23 protein-coding genes are annotated in these 21678 nt (G+C 68.0%); 15 read left to right on the plus strand and 8 right to left on the minus strand.

The window, feature by feature from the left end; all coding sequences use genetic code 11:
* Positions 1-45 precede the first annotated feature (45 nt).
* The gene (locus WKR98_RS16880; RefSeq protein WP_161567819.1) at positions 46-1011 is read right to left on the minus strand and encodes a Bug family tripartite tricarboxylate transporter substrate binding protein; all 966 of its coding nucleotides are present in this window, start codon (positions 1009-1011) and stop codon (positions 46-48) included.
* A 72-nt stretch (positions 1012-1083) separates the two neighbouring features.
* Between WKR98_RS16880 and WKR98_RS16885 the strand changes: the two genes are divergently transcribed.
* From WKR98_RS16885 to WKR98_RS16915, 7 genes are all read left to right on the plus strand, one after another.
* Positions 1084-1671 (plus strand): ABC transporter ATP-binding protein, encoded by a 588-nt coding sequence (locus WKR98_RS16885; RefSeq protein ID WP_238160402.1) that lies wholly within the window; start codon positions 1084-1086, stop codon positions 1669-1671.
* On the plus strand, positions 1668-2474 hold the full coding sequence (locus WKR98_RS16890; RefSeq protein WP_124689537.1) for an ABC transporter permease: 807 nt from the start codon (positions 1668-1670) through the stop codon (positions 2472-2474). The genes WKR98_RS16885 and WKR98_RS16890 overlap by 4 nt, the downstream gene beginning before the upstream one ends.
* Before the next feature lie 108 nt (positions 2475-2582).
* A complete protein-coding gene (locus WKR98_RS16895; protein WP_370283002.1) occupies positions 2583-3095 on the plus strand; it encodes an anti-virulence regulator CigR family protein in 513 nt (170 codons plus the stop codon).
* A 77-nt stretch (positions 3096-3172) separates the two neighbouring features.
* Positions 3173-3754, plus strand: a complete 582-nt coding sequence (locus WKR98_RS16900; RefSeq protein WP_087840287.1) for a LemA family protein — start codon at positions 3173-3175, stop codon at positions 3752-3754.
* Positions 3751-4665, plus strand: a complete 915-nt coding sequence (locus WKR98_RS16905; protein ID WP_124689536.1) for a TPM domain-containing protein — start codon at positions 3751-3753, stop codon at positions 4663-4665. The genes WKR98_RS16900 and WKR98_RS16905 overlap by 4 nt, the downstream gene beginning before the upstream one ends.
* Before the next feature lie 2 nt (positions 4666-4667).
* Positions 4668-5162, plus strand: coding sequence for a TPM domain-containing protein (locus WKR98_RS16910; protein ID WP_124689535.1), 495 nt, complete (start codon positions 4668-4670; stop codon positions 5160-5162).
* 158 nt (positions 5163-5320) lie between these two features.
* Positions 5321-7291, plus strand: a complete 1971-nt coding sequence (locus WKR98_RS16915) for a PhoX family protein (RefSeq protein ID WP_124689534.1) — start codon at positions 5321-5323, stop codon at positions 7289-7291.
* Here the strand turns inward: WKR98_RS16915 and WKR98_RS16920 are convergent.
* The 4 genes from WKR98_RS16920 to WKR98_RS16935 form a co-directional block, all read right to left on the minus strand.
* A complete protein-coding gene (locus tag WKR98_RS16920) occupies positions 7281-7766 on the minus strand; it encodes a universal stress protein (protein ID WP_124689533.1) in 486 nt (161 codons plus the stop codon). The two genes, WKR98_RS16915 and WKR98_RS16920, sit on opposite strands and share 11 nt — an antisense overlap.
* Positions 7767-7800: 34 nt before the next feature.
* A complete protein-coding gene (locus tag WKR98_RS16925; protein WP_124689532.1) occupies positions 7801-8202 on the minus strand; it encodes a carboxypeptidase-like regulatory domain-containing protein in 402 nt (133 codons plus the stop codon).
* Between the two features lie 43 nt (positions 8203-8245).
* Positions 8246-9085: a universal stress protein gene (locus WKR98_RS16930; RefSeq protein ID WP_124689531.1), complete on the minus strand. Its 840-nt coding sequence runs from the start codon at positions 9083-9085 to the stop codon at positions 8246-8248.
* 193 nt (positions 9086-9278) lie between these two features.
* A complete protein-coding gene (locus WKR98_RS16935) occupies positions 9279-10544 on the minus strand; it encodes an MFS transporter (RefSeq protein ID WP_124689530.1) in 1266 nt (421 codons plus the stop codon).
* 93 nt (positions 10545-10637) lie between these two features.
* Here WKR98_RS16935 and WKR98_RS16940 point away from each other — a divergent pair, with 93 nt between their 5' ends.
* Together WKR98_RS16940 and WKR98_RS16945 are read left to right on the plus strand one after the other, a co-directional pair.
* On the plus strand, positions 10638-11546 hold the full coding sequence (locus WKR98_RS16940) for a LysR family transcriptional regulator (RefSeq protein ID WP_238160401.1): 909 nt from the start codon (positions 10638-10640) through the stop codon (positions 11544-11546).
* Positions 11547-11590: 44 nt separating this feature from the next.
* Positions 11591-12160, plus strand: a complete 570-nt coding sequence (locus tag WKR98_RS16945; RefSeq protein WP_124689529.1) for a FecR domain-containing protein — start codon at positions 11591-11593, stop codon at positions 12158-12160.
* Here WKR98_RS16945 and WKR98_RS16950 read toward each other — a convergent pair.
* Together WKR98_RS16950 and WKR98_RS16955 are read right to left on the minus strand one after the other, a co-directional pair.
* Positions 12129-13583, minus strand: coding sequence for an MFS transporter (locus tag WKR98_RS16950; protein WP_124689528.1), 1455 nt, complete (start codon positions 13581-13583; stop codon positions 12129-12131). The genes WKR98_RS16945 and WKR98_RS16950 overlap by 32 nt on opposite strands.
* The gene (locus WKR98_RS16955; RefSeq protein ID WP_124689527.1) at positions 13580-15109 is read right to left on the minus strand and encodes a TerC family protein; all 1530 of its coding nucleotides are present in this window, start codon (positions 15107-15109) and stop codon (positions 13580-13582) included. The genes WKR98_RS16950 and WKR98_RS16955 overlap by 4 nt, the downstream gene beginning before the upstream one ends.
* Before the next feature lie 221 nt (positions 15110-15330).
* Here WKR98_RS16955 and WKR98_RS16960 point away from each other — a divergent pair, with 221 nt between their 5' ends.
* The 4 genes from WKR98_RS16960 to WKR98_RS16975 all read left to right on the plus strand — a co-directional run bounded on the left by WKR98_RS16960 (position 15331) and on the right by WKR98_RS16975 (position 17354).
* Complete coding sequence (locus WKR98_RS16960; RefSeq protein WP_238160400.1) at positions 15331-16644, plus strand: serine hydrolase domain-containing protein; 1314 nt, start codon at positions 15331-15333, stop codon at positions 16642-16644.
* Positions 16645-16729: 85 nt separating this feature from the next.
* Positions 16730-16879, plus strand: a complete 150-nt coding sequence (locus WKR98_RS16965) for a hypothetical protein (RefSeq protein ID WP_238160399.1) — start codon at positions 16730-16732, stop codon at positions 16877-16879.
* Positions 16846-17055 (plus strand): type II toxin-antitoxin system RelE/ParE family toxin, encoded by a 210-nt coding sequence (locus tag WKR98_RS16970; protein ID WP_238160398.1) that lies wholly within the window; start codon positions 16846-16848, stop codon positions 17053-17055. The genes WKR98_RS16965 and WKR98_RS16970 overlap by 34 nt, the downstream gene beginning before the upstream one ends.
* Positions 17052-17354: an addiction module antidote protein gene (locus WKR98_RS16975; protein WP_124689525.1), complete on the plus strand. Its 303-nt coding sequence runs from the start codon at positions 17052-17054 to the stop codon at positions 17352-17354. The genes WKR98_RS16970 and WKR98_RS16975 overlap by 4 nt, the downstream gene beginning before the upstream one ends.
* A 94-nt stretch (positions 17355-17448) precedes the next feature.
* Here WKR98_RS16975 and WKR98_RS16980 read toward each other — a convergent pair whose 3' ends face one another.
* Positions 17449-18348, minus strand: coding sequence for a LysR family transcriptional regulator (locus tag WKR98_RS16980; RefSeq protein ID WP_124689524.1), 900 nt, complete (start codon positions 18346-18348; stop codon positions 17449-17451).
* Between the two features lie 134 nt (positions 18349-18482).
* Here WKR98_RS16980 and WKR98_RS16985 point away from each other — a divergent pair, with 134 nt between their 5' ends.
* Both WKR98_RS16985 and WKR98_RS16990 read left to right on the plus strand, forming a co-directional pair.
* On the plus strand, positions 18483-20210 hold the full coding sequence (locus tag WKR98_RS16985) for a thiamine pyrophosphate-requiring protein (RefSeq protein WP_124689523.1): 1728 nt from the start codon (positions 18483-18485) through the stop codon (positions 20208-20210).
* Positions 20207-21673, plus strand: a complete 1467-nt coding sequence (locus WKR98_RS16990; protein WP_124689522.1) for a benzaldehyde dehydrogenase — start codon at positions 20207-20209, stop codon at positions 21671-21673. The genes WKR98_RS16985 and WKR98_RS16990 overlap by 4 nt, the downstream gene beginning before the upstream one ends.
* Positions 21674-21678 lie beyond the last annotated feature (5 nt).

The raw sequence follows: 21678 nt of genomic DNA on the forward strand, positions 1-21678 counted from the left end.
GCATCTTTCGAAAGCGAGGCCGTTTTCAGTTTCGGAGAAACGCGATCAGTCCAGCATCGGCAGCTTGGCTTCCTCGGCCAGCTTCTTCAGCGAGGCCTGGCCGTCCAGCATGAACTTGGCGAAGTCCTTGCCCACGATCATGTTCAGCTGCGAGCCCATCTGGTCGAACTGTTCGCTCATGCCGGGCTTGGACAGTTCGGTGGTCAGGATGTTGGTGATCTTGGCGATCACCTCGGGCGGGGTGTTGGCCGGCGCGTACAGGCCCAGCCAGGTGGAGAACTGCAACTGGGGATAGCCCAGTTCCACCGTGGTGGGGACGTCCGGCAGGGTGGGCCAGCGCTTGGGACCCATGACGGCCAGCGCGTGGACGCGGCCGCTCTTGGCGTTGGGCGCCACGCTGCCCGGGGAGTCGAACATGGACTGGACCTGTCCGCCTATCAGGTCGTTCATGGCCGGAGCCGCGCCGCGGTAGGGGATGTGCAGCATGTTGGCGCCGACGCCGTGGGCGAACAGTTCACCCGCCAGGTGGTAGCCGGTGCCGTTGCCCGAGGATGCGAAGGTCGTGCCCGGGTGCGACTTCACGTAGGCCACGAAGTCCTTGAAGTCCTTGACCGGCAGCGAATGGGTGGCGACTACCACGTGCGGCGACACGGTCACCGTCATGATGGGCGTGAAGTCCTTGTTCGCGTCGTAGGGCACGGCCTTGCGCAGCACGGGGGCCACCAGGTGCGTGGACGAAGATGTCAGCAGCAGCGTGTAGCCGTCGGCCGGCGACTTGGCGACGAAGCTCGCGCCGATCGCGCCGCCCGCGCCGGTCTTGTTCTCGACGACGGTGGCCTGGCCCCAGTTCTGTTGCAGCTTCTGGGCCAGCAGGCGCGCTACCGTGTCGGTGTTCGTGCCGGGCGGGAACGGGTTGATGATGCGGACGGGGCGGTCGGGGTAGGATCCGGCATGGGCGGGAGCGACGGCCAGGGTGCCCAGCACGAGGGCGGCGGCGAGTGCGCGATACATAGATGAAACAACCTTGAAATGGTAAATGGGCTTTGTGGTCTTATCGTTGCCGCGAGCAACTATCGATTATACGTGCACGGCCTGCACGGCCGGCTCGCGGGTCCTTTCGCTCTGGCGGTCGAGAGCGGCGAGTGCGTGGCCTTGTCCGGCCCGTCCGGCGTGGGCAAGAGCCTGCTGCTGCGCATGATCGCCGACCTCGAACCGGCCCGGGGCCGCGTCGAGCTGGACGGCGTGGACCGCGCTCGCATGCGGGCCCCGGCGTTTCGCCGCCAGGTGACCTATGTCGCGGCCGAGGCGGGGTGGTGGACGGACATCGTGGCCGACCACATGGCGTATCCGGATCGGGCGCGCGAACTGCTGCCGGAACTGGGGCTGGCCGACGCGCTGTTCGTGGCGCCGGTGGCCACGCTGTCGACCGGCCAGCGCCAGCGGCTCGCGCTGGTACGCGCCATCTCGCAGGAGCCGCGCTTCCTGCTGCTGGACGAACCGACCTCGGCCCTGGATCCCGAAGCCACCGCCCGGGTCGAGGCCCTGCTGGCGCGGCTGCGCGCACAGGGCACCGGACTGCTGGTGGTCACGCACGACGCCGCGCAGGCCGCGCGCATCGCCACCCGGCGGCTGCGCATGACGCCCGCGGGACTGGAGAACGAGACGCCATGACCCCCATTTCACTGACCCCGCTGGAATTGGCCATGGCGGCGGTGCTGGTTCTGGCCAGCGCCGCGCTGTCGCTGCGCCTGGCGCTGGGCATCCAGCGTCCGTTGCTGGTGGCGGCGGCGCGCATGGTCGTGCAGTTGATCCTGGTGGGCCTGTTCCTGCGGCAGGTGTTCGCGCTGACTTCGCCCTGGGTGACCGGCGCGGTCGTTGCGCTGATGATCGCCGCGGCCTGCCACGAGGTCGGCTCCAGGCAGGAACGGCGCTTCCAGGGGGCATGGCGCTACGGCGTGGGTGGCGTGCCGGTGGGCATCGCCACGCTGGGCATCGCACTGCTGGCGCTGGCCACGGCGCTGCGTCCCGATCCCTGGTACGACCCGCGCCATGCGATCCCGCTGGCCGGCATCGTGCTGGGCACCGCCATGAACAGCGCCAGCCTGGCCCTGAACGGGGTGTTCACCTCGGTGTCGCGCGAACGGGCGGCCATCGAGGCCCGGCTGGCCCTGGGCGCCGACCGCTACACCGCCTTCCGGGGCGTCATCCGCGGCGCGGTAAGGGCAGGGGTGCTGCCGGTCATGAACCAGATGGCGGCGGCCGGCGTGATCACCATGCCCGGCATCATGACCGGGCAGATCCTGGCCGGCATGGATCCCATCGAGTCGGCCAAGTACCAGATCCTGCTGATGTTCCTGCTGGCCGGGGGCGGTTTCGCGGCATCGGCCGGCTCGGTCTATCTGGCCGTGTGGCGGTTGACGGACGCGCGCGACCGCTTGAGGCTGGAGCGGCTGGTCTCGCGGCCGCGCGGCTGACGCCGCTGCAACCGACCGCTGCAACTGGATACCTTGTCGAGACCGCCTCTTGCGGCCTTGCGCTATGCTTGGCTCGTTGCACACCTGTGCTCGAGGAGCCGACTGAAAATGATGCTCAAACCGCGACGCGAAATTTTCCTGGTCCTGCTGCTGGCGGGTTCGCTGGGCATGACCCCCGCCTTTGCCGATCCACCCAGCGGCAAAGGCAGCGGCAATGCCCATGCGGGAGGCGGCCACGGCGGCGGCAAGGGGCAGGGAAGCAAGGGCCACGGTCAGGGGCAGGGCGACAAGACGTCGGGCAAGGGCGGCGGCTCCAGGCAGGACAAGCGCGCCGGCGGCGACGACCTGGTCCGAGCCGGCATCACCGTCTCGCTGGCCCGGAACTACGCCTCCGACTATCGCGCGGTGGGCTATGGCCCCTTGCCCCCGGGCATACGCAAGAACCTGGCCCGTGGCAAGCCACTGCCGCCGGGCATCGCCAAGAAGGCCGTGCCGTCCGACATGCTGGCCAGGCTGCCGGTCTATCCCGGCTACGAGTGGCGCGTGGCGGGCACGGATCTGATCCTGGTGTCGCTGGCCACCCTGGTCGTGGCCGACGTGCTCGCGGACGTATTCCGCTGACCCGATTGCACAGCATTTCCCAAGCGCTCATTCCCAAGGAGAACAAGGTGCGAAGCCTGATCACTGCCTTCCTCGTCATGCTGGCGGCCACGCTGTCCGGCTGCGGCTACAACGACCTGCAACGCGCGGACGAACAGGTCAAGGCCAGCTGGTCCGAAGTCCTGAACCAGTACCAGCGGCGCGCGGACCTCATCCCCAATCTGGTCAACACGGTCAAGGGCTATGCCAGCCACGAGCAGGACACGCTGACCGCCGTGGTCAACGCCCGCGCGCAAGCCACCGGCATCAACGCCACGCCGGAACTGGTCAACGATCCCGAGGCCTTCGCCAAGTTCGACGCCGCCCAGCAGCAGCTGACCAGCGCGCTGTCGCGCCTGATGGTGGTGGTGGAGCGTTATCCGGACCTCAAGGCCAATGAGAACTTCCGCGACTTGCAGGCGCAGCTCGAAGGCACCGAGAACCGCATCACCGTGGCCCGCAACCGCTATATCAAGTCGGTCCAGGACTACAACGTGATCGTGCGCTCGTTCCCGAGCAACCTGACCGCGAAGGCCTTCGGCTATCCGGTCAAGGCCAATTTCTCGGTGGCCAACGAAAGCGCGATTTCCACGCCGCCGACGGTCGACTTCGGCGGCAACAAGCCCGCGGGCGCGCGATGAGCGCATGGCGGGCCTGGAGACGCGGGGCGGCCGCCTGGCTGGCCGCCGGCGCCGCCGTGCTCTGGCTGGCGGCCGCCCCGGCCCTGGCCGCCAGTGATGGCCTGGTGGCGATTCCGCCGTTCGGCGGGCTGGTCACCGACCTGACCTCGACGCTGACCGCCGAGCAGCGGTCCGGACTGGAACAGCAACTGCGCGCCTTTCAGGAACGCAAGGGCAGCCAGCTCGCCATTCTGGTCGTTCCCAGCACCGCGCCCGAGAGCGTCGAACAGTACTCGCTGCGGGTGGCCGAGGCCTGGAAGCCCGGCCGCAAGAATGTGGACGACGGCGTGCTGTTCCTGGTGGCCAAGGACGACCGGCGGATGCGGATCGAGGTGGGCTATGGCCTGGAAGGCGTGCTGAACGATGCCACCGCCAACCGCATCCTGAACGAGATCGTCACGCCCCGGTTCCGCGAAGGAGACTACTACGGCGGCATTTCCCAGGGCGCCGACCGCATCATGCGGCTCATCGACGGCGAACCGCTGCCGCCGCCTCCCGAGCGCGCCGCGCAGGAAGGCGGCGACCTGGAAGGCATCGCGCCGGTCTTGCTGATCGTCGCGCTGGTGGCGGGCGGCATGCTGCGTCGCGCGCTGGGCAGGCTGCCCGGTGCGCTGGTAACCGGCGGCGTCGTGGGCGGAGCCGCCTGGCTGCTGTCCGGCGCGGTGGCCATCGCGATCGTGGGCGCCCTGCTGGCGTTCTTCTTCACGCTGGTGGGCGGGGGCTTCGCCGGACTGCCCGGCGGCTATGGCGGCAGCCATCGCGGCGGCCGGGGAGGGGGCGGCGGCTTTGGTGGCGGAGGCTTCGGCGGAGGCGGTTTTGGTGGCGGGGGCGGCGGCGGCTTCGGCGGCGGCGGTGCCTCGGGACGGTGGTAGCCATGGCGATCAAACGATTCCTCAAGCATCTGGCGACGACCCGCCGCGCGGCGCACCAGGCCTTCCCGGCCCAGGCGCTGGACCGCATCGAACGGACCATCCGCGAGGTCGAGTCCCGCCATGACGGGCAGATCCGTTTCGTGGTCGAGGCCGCGCTGGACATGGGCCCGCTATGGCAGCAGCAGTCGCCGCGGGAACGGGCGCTGGAAGTCTTCGCGCTGCAAGGCGTGTGGGACACGCCCGGCAACAACGGCATCCTGCTGTACGTGCTGATGGCCGACCATGCGGTCGAGATCGTCTGCGACCGCGGCATCCATGCCTGCGAAAGCGCCGGAACCTGGGAAGCCGTCTGCCGCGGCATCCAGGAAGCGTTCGGCCAGGGCCGCTACGAACAGGGCGTGGTCGATGGCATCACGGCCCTGGGCGCCTCGCTGGCCCGCCACTATCCCGGCGCTTCCCGCGCCAATACGCTGCCCGATCGTCCGCAGATCATGTAGCGGCGTAGGGACGGCCACGTCCCTTTCATGAAAGTGTCACCCATGCCTCCTAGCATTCGCCCAGACGCGAATCGGGAGGCATGATTCCCTGGTTTCCGGAACCGGGATGCCGCCGTCGATTCGACGTTGCAACGCAGCCCTCCTTGGAAACCAGAACAATGTCCGATACGCTACTCAACAGTTCGCGCCGCCAGGCGCTGAAGTTCCTGGCCGGCGCGCCCGCCATGCTGCCTCTCGGGACGGTTACCGCGTCCCTGCTGGCCGCTTGCGGCGGGGACGACGACCCCATCACGCCCACGCCGCAACCGTCCGCGGATTTCGTGTCGGCCTCGTTCACATCCACGCCCGCGCCGTCGCTGTCCAATCCGGCCGCCATGGCCACGACCACCGTGAATTCCACGCTGACCGTCAAGCTGAGCGACGGCAGTTCGCACGCCTACAAGCTGGCGTACCAGCCGTTCTTCATCACCGGCGACATGGTCTCGGACGGCAAGGGCGGCAAGATCCTGGCCGGCGGCTACGTCGACATCAACAACCAGCCGATCATCGACAAGTCGGTGGCGGGCAAGGAACGCCAGATCTTCTCGGACTCGCCCGACGGCACCTCGCTGCTCGCGCTGTCCAACGCCAACGTGGCGGGCATCAAGGGCAAGGCCGTGTTCGCCGTGGTGCAGTTCGAGTACACGACGCGCGACCAGAGCGGCGCCGACACCTACGGCACGCTGCCGTCGCCCATTGCCGTGCTGACCCTGGACCAGGATCAGGCCACGGGCAAGCTGAGCCTGGTCAAGTACCACAACGTCGACACCTCGTCGGCGCATGGCCTGTGGATCACCTGTGGCGCCAGCCTGTCGCCCTGGAACACCCATCTGTCCAGCGAAGAGTACGAACCCGACGCGCCGTTCGTCGCCACCAACGCCCAGTTCAAGGCCTTCAGCAAGAACGTGTACGGCGACGAGACCCGGGCCCGTCCCTACCACTACGGCCACATTCCCGAAGTGACGGTGAACCCCGACGGCACGGGCTCGATCAAGAAGCATTACTGCATGGGCCGGATCTCGCACGAGCTGATTCAGGTCATGCCCGACAACCGCACGGTGCTGATGGGCGACGACGCCACCAACAGCGGCCTGTTCGTGTTCGTGGCCGACAAGGAGAAGGATCTGTCGGCGGGCACGCTGTACGTCGCCAAGCTGGGGGCCGGCTTCTCGGTCGATCCGGCCGCCGCGGGCGCCAGCCTGAGCTGGATCAAGCTGGGCCACGCCACCAGCGCGGAAATCGAGCAGTTGGCCAATACCCTCGACCCCGAGGACATCATGACCGTGCTCAAGGCCGATCCCTCGGACGCGACCTACACGAAGATCTTCTCGAACGGCGCGGCCAACTGGATCAAGATCAAGCCAGGCATGGAGAAGGCCGCGGCCTTCCTGGAGACCCACCGCTACGCCTACCTGGCGGGCGGCAGCATGGGCTTCACCAAGATGGAGGGCACCACCGTCAACGCCAAGGACAAGGTCGCCTACTCGGCCCTGCAGAACATCCAGGACTCCATGGTCAAAGGCAGCGCCAAGGGCTGGAACGAGCAAAGCGGCATCGCGCTGGAAAAGGCGTTGATCGCCGGCGGCGTGCTCGCCCATACCCTGGCCGGCGGCCAGAAGGACCAGTCCGGCGCGGCCATCAACAGCGAATGGATGCCGGTGCACACCAGGATGCTGCTGGTGGGCGAGGACATCTCCGCCGACGCGCTGGGCAACAAGGCCAACCCCGAGCGGGTCGCCAATCCCGACAACCTGAAGTTCTCGGAAAAGCTGCGCACGCTGTTCATCGGCGAGGACAGCGGCTCGCACGTGAACAACTTCCTGTGGGCCTACAACGTCGACACCAAGTCGCTGTCGCGGCTGCTGTCGGTGCCCGCGGGCGGCGAGTCGACCGGCCTGCACGCAGTGGACGAGATCAACGGCTGGACCTACATCATGAGCAACTTCCAGCACGCCGGCGACTGGAGCTCGCTGCACGACAAGGTCAAGGACACGCTGGACCCGCTGATCCGCAGCAACTACAAGGACCGTTTCGGCGCGGCGGTAGGCTACCTGACGGCCGATCCCACGAGCATCAAGCTCAAGGGTTGACGGCAGTGCCCGGGCCGGCGTCGCCGCCGGTCTCGGGCAGCCGGACCAGCAGCACGGGCACCGGCGCCTCGCGCAGGATCTTCTCGGCGCTGCTGCCCAGCACCATGCGGGGCAGGCCGCGCCGGCCGTGCGTGCCGATCACGATCAGGTCGGCCGGCCACTTGCGTGCTTCCTGGATGACCAGTTCGTGCACCGGGCCGGCGAAATTGTCGTGCAGCACGGTGTCCGCCTCGACGCCGGCGGCCTTCGCCCTGGCCTCGGCCTGCTGGACCAGTTCGGCGCCGTTGGCGCGCAGGACGTTGATCCAGTCGGAGTAGGCGGCGTAGGCGCCCATGGAGCCGGCCAGCGACAACTCGTCGATCACGTGCATCAGGCGCAACCGGCCCTTGGTCAGGGCCGCGATGCGCAGGGCCTCGTCCAGGCCGCGGTTGGAGGTGGGGCTGCCGTCGACGGGAACGAGTATGCGCTGGTACATGGGATGCTCCTGGAATGGCGGGTGACCGGTCCGGTCAGAAATAGAAGGAAACCTCGGCGCGTCCCGAGGCGGGAACGCGAACCTGGCGGCTTTGCCTGGCCGATCCGTATTCGGCATCGATCCGGTAGTTGCCCGGCGCGAGCCTGGCCAACAGGTAAGGGCCCTGGGTGGTCAAGGACAGGACGTCCTTGCCGCCGCTGTCGTGGATGGCCACGCGCACGTCGGCCACATATTCGCCGCTCTTGGCGGCCGCCAGCATGCGCAGGCTGTAGTCCTTGGCCATGGCGCGGATGGCGGTCGATTCGTCCTGGCCCACGCCGCCCGTTACATAGGCGATGCCGTTCTGCTCGCCCTTGTCCATCGCCTGGCCGGCCAGCGGCCATGCAGCCGCCAGCGCAAGCGCCAGGGGCGCCGCCCATCGTAGATTCTGCTTCATGGTGCTGCTCCTTGCCGATCCCCGGGCCCTCCAGGCCCGTGGATCAATGGGAAAACAGGACCGGCACGGTCATCGACTCCAACAGGGTTCGTGTCGTGCCGCCCAGGACTGCCTCCCGCACGCGGCTGTGGCCGTAGGCGCCCATCACGATCAGGTCGCAGGCGTTGTCTGCGGCCGCGTTCAGGATGCAATTGCCTATCCCTATCCTCGCGCTCTCGCGCACGGTTTCCTGCGGGATGGGATATTGCCGCCCGGCGCAGTAGGCCAGGAAATCGGCCCGCTTGACCTGGGCGGCCTGCTCCGGTTCGGACGGCGGGTCGACCCGCAGCGCGAACAGTTCGGAGGCTTCTTCCAGGATGGGACCGGCATCGGCCAGCGCGCGAGCCGATTCGCGCCGTTCGTCCCAGCAGAACAGCACGCGGCGGCCGATGGCGTTCAATTCGCCCACCGACGGCAGTATCAGGACGGGGCGGCCCGCGCCCAGCATCACGGCGGCAATGAGGACCGGCATCTGCTGCGGGCCCGGATCGGCGTCGTCGGGCTGGCCCATCACCAGCAGATCGCAATAGCGGGCCTGCTCGCTCAGGACGTTCTCGGCCAGGCCGTTGCCGGTGCGCCAGTGCGCCGTCACGCCGGTCTCGCCGGCGACTTCCTGCAGCAGCGCCTCGGTGGCGGCGCGGTCGTCGTCCACGCGCTGGCGCAGCATGCGATTGACGTCGTCGGAAACGAAGAAACCTTCGTAGAGATAGGGAAGGGGGCGGCCGAAGCTGGCGTGGATGCCGACCAGCGTGGCATCGTGCTCGGCGGCCAGTTGCGCGGCGGCGCGCACGCGCCGCCTGCAGCCCCGGTCCAGATCCAGATGAACTGCGATACGTCCCAGCATATGCGCCTCCAGCCGTGAGTGGATGACTCCATCCTAGCCGCGACGCGATGGGTGAACCTTGATCTGGCTCAAGTCCGCCGCACGCGTGGGCGACGGTGGCACCTCATGAATAGTCTGGTACGAAAAAAGCCAAAAGGAAAGGGCGCCGGCGGGGGAGTTGGTAACCAGAACTGAATGCGGAACCGAACAGGTTCTAGACCGCCGCCGAACGCCGCGCCAGCAGGATGGCATTGGCCGCGGCCAGCGTCAGCAGGACGACCACCAGGCCGATGAAGCCGTTCCAGCCGGCCAGGTCCAGCGCGTAGCCGCCCCCCAGCCCGATCAGGCTGGAGCCGCAGTAGTAACCGAACAGGTACAGGGACGATGCCTGGGCGCGGCCCTGCCGGGCGGCGCGCGCCACCCAGGAACTGCAGATGGAATGCGCGCCGAAGAAGCCGAAGGTCAGCACCGCCATCCCGAGAACCAGCAGCCACAGGTTGCCCGACAGGGTCAGCAGCGCGCCGGCCAGTTGCAGCAGGACGCCCGCCGCCATGACGCGTCCGTGTCCCAGGCGGGCGGCCAGGTCGCCCATCCACGCGGAGCTGACGATGCCCGCCAGGTAGACCACCGAGACCATGCCCACCACGGCATGGCTGAGCGAGAACGGCGGGGCGAGCAGCCGGAAGCCGATGTAGTTGTACACGGCGACGAAGCCGCCCATCAGCAGGAAGCCCTGGGCATACAGCCGCAGCATGACGGGATTGCGCAGGTGGGCCCGGAAGCTGCCCAGGGCGCCGGCCAGGTCCAGCGCGCGCGGCTTGAAATGCCGGGACGCGGGCAGGGTCTTCCAGAACAGCACCGCGCCGGCGAAACCGATCAGGCCGATGACCAGCGCCGCGACCCGCCAGCCGTGGCCATCGGCGATCACGCCGGCCAGCAGGCGGCCGGACATGCCGCCGATGGCCGAACCGCCTATGTAAAGCCCCATCGCGAGGCCCGCCGCGCGCGGCTCCATTTCCTCGCCCACGTAGGCCATGGCGACGGCCGGCAGGCCGCTCAGGGTGATGCCCATCAAGGCCCGCAGCGTCAGCAGCGCCGGCCACTGTGGAAAGAGAGCCATCGCGGTGGTCAGGGCCGCCGAGCCCAGCAGCGAGGCGAACATCAGCGTGCGCCGCCCCAGCCGCTCGGACACGGCGCTTGCCACGAGCATGGAAACCGCCAGCAGGGCGGTGGAAAGCGACAGCGCCAGGCTGCTGGTCGCGGCCGACAGGCCGAAATCGTGGGCGAACAGCGGCATCAGCGGCTGCACGAAATACAGCAGCGAGAAGGTCGAGAAGCCGGAGGCGAACAGCGCGACCACCGCCCGCCAGAAAGCCGGCGTGCCGCGCTCGATATGGCCGGCCGGCAGGGCAGGAGCGGTGGGGGTGGCCGTGTTGTCCACGGAGGGCAGGGAGGCGCCGACGGGCGGAGCGGAAGACATGGCGGTCGAACGAGTGACGAACTAGGGTTAACTCTAGGCCTTTTGTCTGATATCGTCCAATACTGAAATCATGCTCAGTAATATCGAATCCCTATGATCGATCTGCGCCGGGTGAGGTACTTCGTGGCAGTGGCCGAGGAACTGCATTTCGGCCGGGCGGCGGCCCGGCTGGGCATGTCCCAGCCGCCACTGAGCCAGCAATTGCAGGCCCTGGAGCAGGATCTGGGCGCGCGGTTGCTTCACCGCAACAGGCGCCAGGTTTCCCTGACCGAGGCCGGCCAGCTGTTCCTGCCCGAGGCGCGCGCGCTGTTGGCCCAGGCCGAGCGCGCGGCGTCGATCGCGGCGCGGGCCGCGCGCGGCGAACTGGGCACGCTGCGGGTGGGGTTCACCGAAAGCGCCGTCCTGACGGGCGCGCTGCCCAATCTGTTGTCGCGTTTCCGCGAACGCCATCCGGCGGTGGCGGTGCAATTGATCGAAGAGACCAGCCAGGAGCAGATCCAGGCCCTGCTGGACGGGCGCAGCGACGTGGGTTTCATGCGCCTGCCCGCCAGCGGCGCCTTTCCCGCGGAGCTCGATGCCTACCCGCTGCTGTCCGACCCGCTGGTCGCGGTCTTGCCTCGCCAGCACCGGCTGGCCGACGCCAGCGAGGCGCTGGGCGTGGCCGCGCTGGCCCAGGAACCCTTCGTGTTCTTCGCGCCGGGCGCGGGTACCGGCGTCTACAGCCAGGTGTTGAACCTGTGCCGGGCGGCCGGCTACGCGCCCCGCGTCGCCCAGGAAGCCCGGGAAGTGATGACCATTGCCGGGCTGGTGGCCGCGCGGCTGGGGGTTTCCATCCTGCCGGCCTCGGTGCGCCGGCTGGACGTGGCCGGCGTGGTCATCCGGACGCTGCGCGAACCCGAGGCGGCCTCGAAGCTGTGGCTGGCCAGCCGCCGCGACGGCGCCTCGGCCACGGGGGCGGCTTTCCGGCGCCTGGCGGTGGGGCCGGAGCCCGCGTCCTTATAATCGTCGGCAACCGCATCCCGCTTTCTGCTTCCTGTCGCCTCGCCATGTCCCAGCCTTCCCCTCGCACTCCCGCCACGCAGACCTCGCCCTGGAAACGCTGGCTGGGCTGGGCCTGCCTGGTGCTGGCGCTGGGGCTGGTGGGCGCCTTGACGGTCAGCTGGGTCATGCGCGAGAGCTCGCCCCAGTTCGGCGAACAGCTGCGCACCGGCGGCCAGGCCCGGTCGCTGGACCTGCCCGACGGCTCCCGCATCGACGCCGGCCCCGACACGTCGTTGTCGGTCGCGTACTACTCGCGCCGGCGCCAGGTGATCCTGGCCCGCGGCCAGGCATCCTTCCACGTGCGCTGGCAGTACCGCGCCGCGTTCTCGGTGCAATGGGGCGTGAACGAGGTGGTCATCGACGGCACCCGCATCGAGACGCCCGACGTCAGGTTCCGGGTCGCGGCCGAGCCCGAGCGCCTGCGGGTCGAACTCATGGCAGGCAAGCTCAAGGTACGTACCGTGACGGCCGGCCCGCGCGAGTTCGTGGAGCTGCAACCGGGCGACGCCCTGACCGTGGACATGGGCACGCGCACCCACCAGCTCACGCACGCGGATCCGGCCCCCGCGCGCTAGGACGTTCGTCCGGCCGCCGTGCCGGCAGCGGCGGCGAGATCGCTTCCAGCGACTTGCGCTCGGCGTCCACGCCATGGCGCAGCGCCCCCAGGCCCGCGGCTGCCATCATCACGGCCGCCACCGCGTAGCCGGCGGCCACGGCCACGTGGCTGCCGGTGCCGATCAGTTCGCCGAACAGGGCAGGGCCGGCGAATCCCCCCAGCCCCGTTCCCACCGCATAGAACACCGCGATCGCCATCGCCCGCATCTCCAGCGGGAAGATCTCGCTCACGGTCAGATAGGCGGAACTGGCCGCCGCCGAGGCCAGGAAGAAGACCGCCGACCAGCACCATGCCTGGCTGCGCGCGTCCAGCCATCCCTGCGCGAAGGCCCAGCCGGTCAGCGCCAGCCCCAGGCCGGCCGAGACATAGGTGGCCGCGATCATGCGCCGGCGGCCGACCAGGTCGAACAGCGGTCCCAGCAGCAGCGGGCCCAGCACGTTGGCGAGCGCGAACGGAAAGACGTAGAGGCCGACGCGGCCGTCCGCCACGCCGTGGAAACGCGTCAGCACCAGCGAATAGGTGAAGAAGATGGCGTTGTAGAAGAAGGCCTGGGCCACCATCAGGCCGAGGGCCACGGCGCTGCGGCGGCGATAGTCGCGCAGCAGGATGCGGGCGACCTGGAGCAGGGTGGGGGAGCGTCCCGCCACGGGCGAGGTGCCGGTGACCGGCGGCAGCGCGCCATGGCGGCGGGCGGCTTCGGCCTCGACCGCGAGCACGATGCGCCGGGCCTCGTCCAGCCTGCCGTGCGCGGCCAGCCAGCGCGGGCTTTCCGGGACGTGGCGCCGCACCAGCAGGATGGCGGCCGCCATGACGCCGCCGGCCAGGAAGGCCGCGCGCCATCCCCAGACCGGCCCCAGCATGCGGACATCGAGCAGCACCAGGCTCAGCCCCGCCCCCAGGGCCGCGCCCAGCCAGAAGCTGCCATTGATGGCCAGGTTCACCCGTCCGCGCACCCGGGCCGGTATCAGTTCGTCGATGGCGGAATTGATGGCCGCGTATTCGCCCCCTATGCCCAGGCCCGTCACGAAACGGCAGGCGGCGAAGAAGGCGAAGCCGGGCGAGAACGCCGTCGCCAGGCTGCCGGCCATGTAGATCGCCAGGGTGATCAGGAATAGCCGCCGGCGTCCCAGGCGGTCGGTCATCCGGCCGAACGCCAGTGCGCCCAGCACCGCGCCCGCGATGTACAACGAACCCGACCAGCCGACCTGCGCCGCGCTCAGGGCCAGCGTATCGCCGCGCTCCAGGACCCCGCCCACGCTGCCGACCAGCGTCACCTCCAGGCCATCGAGCACCCAGGCCACGCCCAGCGCGACGGCCACGCGTGTGTGCCACGGCGACCAGGGCAGACGGTCGAGACGGTTCGGCAGGTCGGTTTGCGTCATGGTTGGTCCAGTCTGGTCACCTCCACTTCGGAGATGCGGTTGTCGTCCAGTTCCCTGACGGTGTAGCGGTAGCCGGCATGATCCAGCCAGGCGCCCACGGGAGGCAATTCGGCGAACCTGGCCAGCAAGAAGCCGGCCAGGCTGGTGTAGCCGGCGCCGGCCAGTACCGAAGGCAGGCCGAGTGCCTGCTCCACGTGCTGCAGGTCGGCGGCGCCGTCCATGCGCCAGCGCCCCGGCCCCAGCGGCTGGATGGAAGGGGCTTCGTCCTCGTCGGGGAAATCGCCGGCGATGGCCTCCAGCACGTCCACCGGCGTGACCAGCCCCAGGACCGCGCCGTACTCGTCGGTCACCAGGACCAGTTGCCCGCGCGAATCGCGCAGCACGTCCATCAGGTCCAGGATGGGGATCGTTTCGTGCACGTAGATGGGGGCGCGCAGGCGGGAGACGTCGATGGCTCCGGTTTCCAGCAGGCTGGCCAGGAGGTCCTTGGCGCGCGCGACGCCGGCGATGTCGTCGAAGTGCCGCCGGCAGACCGGCATGTAGCTGTGGGGCGTATCGAGGATGCGCGCGCGCTGTTCGTCCGCGCCGGCCGTCAGGTCCACCCAGGATATCTCCGCGCGCGGCGTCATGATGGAGCGCACCGAACGGTCGGCCAGCGCGAGCACGCCGCTGACCATGTGGCGTTCCTCTTCGGCGAAGGCGCCGGGCGTGGGAGAGGGCGCGCCTTCCTCCGCAGCCTGGGCGGTGCGGTGGCCGCCCAGCATCGTCAGGATGGCGTCGGCGGTCCGCGCCCGCAGCGGCCGGCGCGCCGCGTGCTTGAGCGCGTTGCGGCGCGCGGTCTGGTTGAAGGCCTCGATCAGGATGGAAAAACCGATCGCCGCGTACAGATAGCCCTTGGGGATGTGGAACCCCAGGCCGTCGGACACCAGGCTCAGGCCGATCATCAGCAGGAAGCTCAGGCACAGCACCACGACCGTCGGGTGGGCATTGACGAAGCGCGTGAGCGGCTTGGACGCGAACAACATGATGGCCATGGCCACGACGACCGCGATCATCATGATGGACAGCTCGTTGACCATGCCCACGGCGGTGATGACCGAGTCCAGCGAGAAGACGGCATCGAGCAGCACGATCTGCGCGATGACCAGCCAGAATCCCGCCTCGACCTTGCGGTTGCCCGCGTGGTCGCCGCTGCCTTCCAGCCTTTCGTGCAGTTCCAGCGTGGCCTTGAACAGCAGGAACAGGCCGCCGGCCAGCAGGATCAGGTCGCGTCCCGCGAACGAAAAGCCCGCCACGCTGAACAGCGGACGGGTCAACGTGGCCAGCCAGGAGATGGCGGACAGCAGCGCCAGCCGCATGACCAGGGCCAGCGACAGGCCGATGACCCGGGCCCGGTCCCGCTGGGCGGCCGGCAGCTTGTCGGCCAGGATGGCGATGAAGACCAGGTTGTCGATGCCCAGCACGATCTCGAGCACGATCAGGGTCAGCAGGCCGGCCCAGGCAGTAGGGTCCATCAACCAATCCATGGCTTGCTCCGCGGGAAGGGAAGATCCCGCAGTGTCGCATGGCGTCCGGGAATCCGGACACCGCGAGGGGAGACGATTCCGCGTTTCCAGAAGTATCCGCGGCGCGTTTGCGCCGTGGCCCAGGGCAGCCATGCATGAGCGGCAATTGGCGCGCATATTGCTTACGTTGACGCCTGCAGCGGTCCGAGTCCGGGCCGCTAGCCACGATAAGGAGAACAACGGTGACAAACCACGCAGTATCCGTACCCCAGTCCACATTCCGTCCTTCCTGGATGCCGCCGCTAGGCCGCGGCCTCGTCTACACCCTGGCGCTGGCCGGCATGATCGGCCTGGCCGGCTGTGGCAGCGATGACGATCCGCCGCCCGCGCCACCCGCGCCGCCAGCCAATACCTATCCGCATGCGCAAGAGCCGATAGGCACGGTGCGGGAGATGTACGACGGCACCCTGACGCCCGATCTCGCGGTCAACACCTTCCGCAACATCGACCGCCTGTTCCCCACCCGCAGCATCGCGCCCGCCGCCACGCCGCGCCCGCTGCCCAAGGCGGCCAAACAGTTGCCGGCGATCAAGTTCACGGCCGGTGGAAAGGACTACGACATCTACGACTACCTGGCGCTGAACCGCGTCTCGGGCCTGCTTGTGCTCAAGAACGGCGAGATCGCCTACGAGGCCTACCAGTACGGCAATACCGAGAAGACCCGCTGGATGTCCATGTCGGTCGCCAAGTCCATCACCTCGACGCTGATCGGCGTCGCCATCCAGGACGGCCTGATCGGCAGCGTGAACGACCAGGTGGTCAAGTACGTGCCCAAGCTGGCCGGCAGCGCCTATGACGGCGCCACGGTGCGCGACGTGCTGATGATGTCCTCGGGCGTGAAATGGGACGAGACCTATACCAACCCCGCCTCGGATCGCCGGGCGCTGCTGGAAGCCCAGATCGGCCAGAAACCGGGCACGGCGCTGGAACTGATGAGCAAGCTGCCGCGCGCGGCCGCTCCGGGATCCACCTTCAACTACAGCACGGGAGAAACGCAGATCGCGGGCGAACTGCTGCATGGCGCCATCAAGAAGCCGCTGGCCCACTACCTGTCCGAGAAGATCTGGTCCAAGTTCGGCATGGAGGCCGAAGCCAACTGGTGGCTGGATTCGCCGGACGGCATCGAGATCGGCGGCAGCGGCCTGAGCGCCACGCTTCGCGACTGGGGCCGCTTCGGGCTATTCTTCATGAACGATGGCGTGATCGACGGCAAATCCATCCTGCCCAGCAACTGGGTGGCCGATGCCGGCAGCGGCAAGACGCTCAGCGGCGGTGATCCCTTGCCGTACTACGGCTACATGTGGTGGGTGAACACCAGCGGCCAGTCGGAGATCGACAAGGCGTTCTACGCGACCGGCATCTTCGGTCAGAACATCTACATCAACCAGAAGGAAAAAGTGGTCATCGTGACCTGGGGCGCGCAGTCCAAGCCCACGGGCGCGGGCGTCATCAACAACACGGCGTTCTTCGACGCGGTGGTGAAGGCGCTGCAATAAGGGCAGGGCGGCCGCCGGGACGAGGAGGGCGGGGCGGCGCCCCGCTTTCCTTCGTCCCGCGGTCCAACTCCAGGAACATTCCGCCATGTCTACCTGCAGGATCCGGGCGCGCTGCCCGAACGCCGTGGACAAGGCGTGGGCCCGGGCGCTGATCGAATACGTCTACCGGGCTGCCGCCGGCGCCAACGCGGCGCGCGTGCATTGGCTGACAACTTTGGCGACGTTGCCCCTGTAGGCGAAGGCGTCGGTGAAATGCGAATCGATGAAGGCACGGGCTATCGCGTTTACTACGGAAGGCAAGGCAACGTGGTTTATGTCCTGCTGTGCGGCGGCGACAAGAAGAGCCAATCGCGCGACATCACACACGCGAAACGCCTTTGGGCGGACATCAAAGGAAGAGAATTTCCATGACCGATTTGCGAGAGTTCGACCCGGCGAACTACCTTGTCGACGACGAAACGATTGCCCATTACTTGGCAGCGGCCGCCCGGGAGGAAGATCCGGACGCGTTTCTCCAGGCGTTGGGGGACGTGGCTCGTGCCAGAGGGATAGGCACTATCGCCAAACAAACCGGACTGGCCCGGACGAACCTGTATCGCGTGCTGGCTCCGGGAGCCAATCCGAGCTATCACACGCTGCGCCGGGTCATGGATGCGCTTGGCGTGTCGCTGACCGCCGTAGCCAAGGACAAGGGACATGTGCACGCGTAGGGAGCAAAGGAAGCGGCCGGCTTGCCTTCCTTATTACGTGACTTTACATAATATACATTATGCGTATTATTGGCGGGTTCGAAAGTGCGGCGTATCACGTCATGAACAGATCGATCATCTGCTCCCGCATCCAGATGCACGCCGGGCTGGTGTGCGAGCGTTCGTGCCAGAAGATCGCCACGTCGAAGGCCGGCATGGCAATGGGCAGCTGCGCGACTTGCAGCCTTCCTTCCTTGGCCAGTTCCGTGGCGATCCGGCGCGGCACGATGGCGACCAGATCGGTGCGTGTCAACGTCATGGCCAGAGCCATGATGTTGGGGAAATACGTGACGATCCGGGCGTGCTTCTTGAGAAGAACTTCCTCGATGATCTGGTGTCCGCCTCCCAGGGACGTCACGACCGCATGCGGCGCCTGCAGCAGCGACTTCTGGGTCAGTACGCTCCGCGACAACGGATGGCCGGCGCGCATCAAGACGACGTAGCGCTCCTCGAACAAATGCTGTGTCCTCAAACGGCTGCCGCGCAGCCTGGGCAGGTGGCCGGCGGCGAAATGGATGCGGCCGTTCTCGAGTCCGATGCGTATGTCCTCCTGCGACAGGGTCTCGGTCTGCACCCGTACCCGGGGGGCCACCTGCTGCAAGCGCTCCAGCAGCATGGGCAGGATGTTTACCTGCCCCATGTCGGGGATATGAAAACGAAAGGTCTGCTCGCTCACGCCAGGGTCGAAATTCTTGCGATGATCCAACGCCCGTTGCAGGCCGCTCAGGGCATTGACCACGGTTTCGGCAATTTCGAGCGCGTACGGCGTGGGCTGCATGCCGCTTGTGCTGTTGACGAACAACGGGTCGCCCATCAGTTGGCGTAGCCGGGTCAAGGCATTGCTCATCGCGGGCTGGGTGATGCCGAAGCGGTCGGCGGCCAGCGTCACGCTGCGGGTCTCCAGCATGGCTTGGAAAACCGAGAAAAGATTGAGGTCGGCACGGTAGGTATTCATGGCCTATGCATTCATTTAGTGAATTCTAGGAATACAGCAAATAAACTTAAAAAATGACTACGGCAAGCCTACTATGAATTTCGACGTGGACGCACGCCAGATGCGCCCGCCGCGAACATGGAGATACCGCAGTCATGACCACCCGGGCCGTTGCTACCACTGCCGCGCGCCGCCTGCTGGAGCTTGCAGCCAGGCTGGGCGTGGATTACTTCTTCACCAACCTGGGCAGCGACCACCCGGCGTTCATCGAGGCCTTCGCGGCCATCGACGACGAAGGCGCCGCCATGCCCCGGATCGTCGTCTGTCCGCACGAGATGACCGCCCTTACCGCCGCCCACGGCTATGCCATGGTGACGCGCCGCCCGCAGATCGTGCTGGTCCACGTGGACGTCGGCACGCAGAACCTGGGTTGCAGCCTGCACAACGCCTCGCGCGGCCGGGTTCCCGCCATCATCGTGGCCGGCTTGTCGCCCGTGACCGTCAGCGGCGACCGCGCCGGCGCGCGCACCGAGTTCATCCACTACACGCAGGACGCGCCGCGCCAGCATGAAATCGCGGCGCAGTACATGAAGTGGACCTACGAATTGCGTGCTCCCGAGATGCTGGACAACGTGCTGATGCGCGCGATGCAGGTGGCGACCACGGCGCCGGAAGGTCCGATCTATCTGACCGGGGCGCGAGAGATCTGGGAAGGCCAGGCCGAGCCCCTGTCCGACGAGGCGCTCTCGCATTGGTCCCCTGCCCGCCTGGGCGGCTTGCGCGAGGAGGCGCTGGCGGAGCTGCACGAGGCGTTGGCGCGGGCCCGGCGGCCGCTGGTCTTGACGACCTACCTGGGCCGCAATCAGGCCGCCGTCGGCCGTCTGGTGGAACTGTCGGAGCGGCTGGGCCTGCCCGTGGCCGAGATCGCGCCGCAATACGTCAATTTCCCGGGCGGGCATCCGCACCATGTGGGCTACCGGCGCAATGCGCTGGTGGCCGACGCCGATCTCATCCTGATGCTGGACGTGGACGTACCGTGGATCGTCTCGCGCACGGGCCCGGCACCGGACGCGCGCCTGTTCCACATCGATACCGATCCGGTGAAGGACAGCATGGGGTTCTGGCATTTTCCCGCGCATCGCAGCTATCTTGCGGATAGCGACTATGTCCTGCGGCAGTTGCTGGACTACGGCCGCGATCGCGCGGAACCGGTGTCGGCCGAACGGCGGCAATGGATAGCCGAGGCGCGCGAGCGGGTGGCCGCCGCTCCCCTGCCCTCGCTGTCGGTCAGGCAGGGTGGCATTACCGTCAGGCAGTTGACGCAAGCGGTGGGTGAACTGGTCAACGACCGCACGGTCATCGTGTGCGAAGAGCCTTCCGGGACCGAGACCATTCTGTCGACGCTGCGCTTGAACCGGCCCGGCAGCTACTACGTCAACGGCGGCAGCGGCCTGGGCTGGGGCATCAACGCCGCCGTGGGCGTCAAGCTCGCGGATCCCGAGGCGGAGGTGATCGCGCTCAGTGGCGACGGAAGCTTCCTGTTCGGCGTGCCCAGCAGTACTTATTGGGTGGCGCAAACCTACGGCGCACCCATTCTCACGGTCGTCTACAACAATCGGGGCTGGAATTCGCCCAAGGTCTCCACGAACCTGGTGCACGCCCAGTCCACGGCGAAAAGCAGGGATCGCTACTGGATAACGGTGGCGGACGGCGCGCGCCTGGCGGACATAGCCGCGGCGGCGAGCGGGGCCGCGGCCTTTCGCGTCAGCGAAGGCCAGGCGCTGCGCGCCACGCTGCAAGAAGCGCTGGAGACTGTCCGCTCGGGCCGCAGTGCCGTCGTCGAAGTCATGCTTGATCCCATTTCCGAACAGGTGCTGGAATGAGGGCCCCGGACTTCCTGGATGTCCGGCCCTGGACCGGTAAGCTGTTCCAGGGCAGTTGGTCGCCGGCCGACGGGCTGGCATACGACGCGATCGACAAGGCGGACGGCACCCTGCTCGCGAGGCTGACGCTGGCGACGCCCGCCGCGCTGTCGGCGTCGACCCGCCTGGCCGAGCAAGCCCAGCCCGCGTGGGCCGCGACGCCGCACGACGAGCGGGCGGCGATCCTGCGCCGGGCGGCCGGCCTGGTCGAGCGTCATCACGCCGAAGCGGCGGAATGGATCATGCGCGAGACAGGCGCCATCCGGGCCAAGGCCGACATGGAGTTGCGCTCGGCCGTGCTGATCCTGCATCAGGCCGCCGCCATGCTGGGCGAACCCCAGGGGCTGGTATTTCCCTCCGCTGCCGACAGGTTGAGCTATGGCCGCCGCATCCCGCACGGCGTGGTGGGTGTGATCGCACCGTTCAATTTCCCGCTAACCCTGTCCATGCGCGCCGTGGCGCCGGCGCTGGCCACGGGCAATGCCGTCGTGCTCAAGCCGGATCCGCAGACCGCGGTCAGCGGCGGCCTCTATATCGCCCGACTGTTCGAGGATGCCGGGTTGCCGGCCGGGCTGCTCCACGTGCTGCCCGGCGGCGCCGAGGTGGGCGAGGCGATGTGCGTCGACCCTCGGATCGGCATGGTGGCCTTCACCGGATCGACCGCCGCGGGCAAGCGCGTGGGCGCTCTGTGTGGCGAGCGCTTGAAGAAAGTGTCGCTCGAACTGGGCGGCAAGAACTCCCTGATCGTGCTGGACGACGCCGATCTCGAGCTCGCCGCGGGGTGCGCCGCGTTCGGCGCCTGGATGCACCAGGGACAGATCTGCATGGCCACGGGCCGGATCCTGGCCCACGAAAGCATCGCCGGCCGTCTGGTCGACCTGCTGGCCGACAAGGCCGGCAAGATGAAAACAGGCGATCCACGGCAACCCGGCGTGCGGCTCGGCCCCATGATCAATGCCCGCCAGCTCGGCCGCGTCGACCAACTGGTCAAGCGCACGATAGCCGCCGGCGCGCGACTGTGCGCGGGTGGTTTGGCCGAGGGCCCCTTCTATGCCGCCACCGTCCTCGATGGCGTTCAGCCGGGCATGCCGGCCTTCGACGAAGAGGTGTTCGGGCCGGTCGCGCTGGTAACGCCTTTTTCCTGCGACGAGGAGGCCGTTGCCCTGGCCAACCGCAGCGAATACGGGTTGTCGGCCGCCGTGGTCTCGCGCTCGGTGGCGCGGGCAATGGCCTTGGGCCGACGCCTGCGCACCGGCTTGCTGCACATCAACGACCAGACCGTGGCGGGCGATCCTCGCGTGCCCTTCGGCGGCATGGGAGCCTCGGGAAACGGTGGCCGCATCGGCGGCCCCGCCAACTGGGACGAGTTCACGCAGTGGCAGTGGGTCACCGTCCAGGACCGGCCTCCCGCCTACCCCTTCTGATCCAC

The sequence above is a fragment of the Pigmentiphaga sp. YJ18 genome, assembly GCF_038066655.1.
In the GTDB taxonomy this organism is placed as follows: domain Bacteria; phylum Pseudomonadota; class Gammaproteobacteria; order Burkholderiales; family Burkholderiaceae_B; genus Pigmentiphaga.